Below are 314 nucleotides of genomic sequence, written 5' to 3'. Positions count from 1 at the left end.
ATCATCGCTTGATGAAGTTAATGTCTGAAGCCGATGATATTCGTAGAGATCATCCTGGTTGTGGGGTGGAGAAAATGTATTATACTTTAAAGCCTGACTTTATTGGGAGAGACCGTTTTGTAGAGACCTTCATGCAATTAGGATATCGTCTGAAAAGAAAAAAAAATTACAGACGCACTACTATTGCCGGTAAGATTTACTACCCCAATAAAATTAAAGGTATAGAGATCAATGCACCTTCGGTGGTGTGGCAAAGTGATATTACTTACTACAAAGTTGGAGATAAATTTTATTACGCAGTCTTTATTATAGAT

At 36.0% G+C, this 314-nt stretch carries 1 pseudogene; it reads left to right on the top strand.

Features of this window, described 5'->3' with window-relative positions:
• Positions 1 to 20: 20 nt before the first annotated feature.
• A pseudogene (locus HC175_RS22380) lies at positions 21 to 314 on the top strand (IS3 family transposase); the annotation flags it as partial.

This window comes from Salinimicrobium oceani (assembly GCF_012037645.1).
This window is presented reverse-complemented; position numbering and strand designations above follow the sequence as displayed.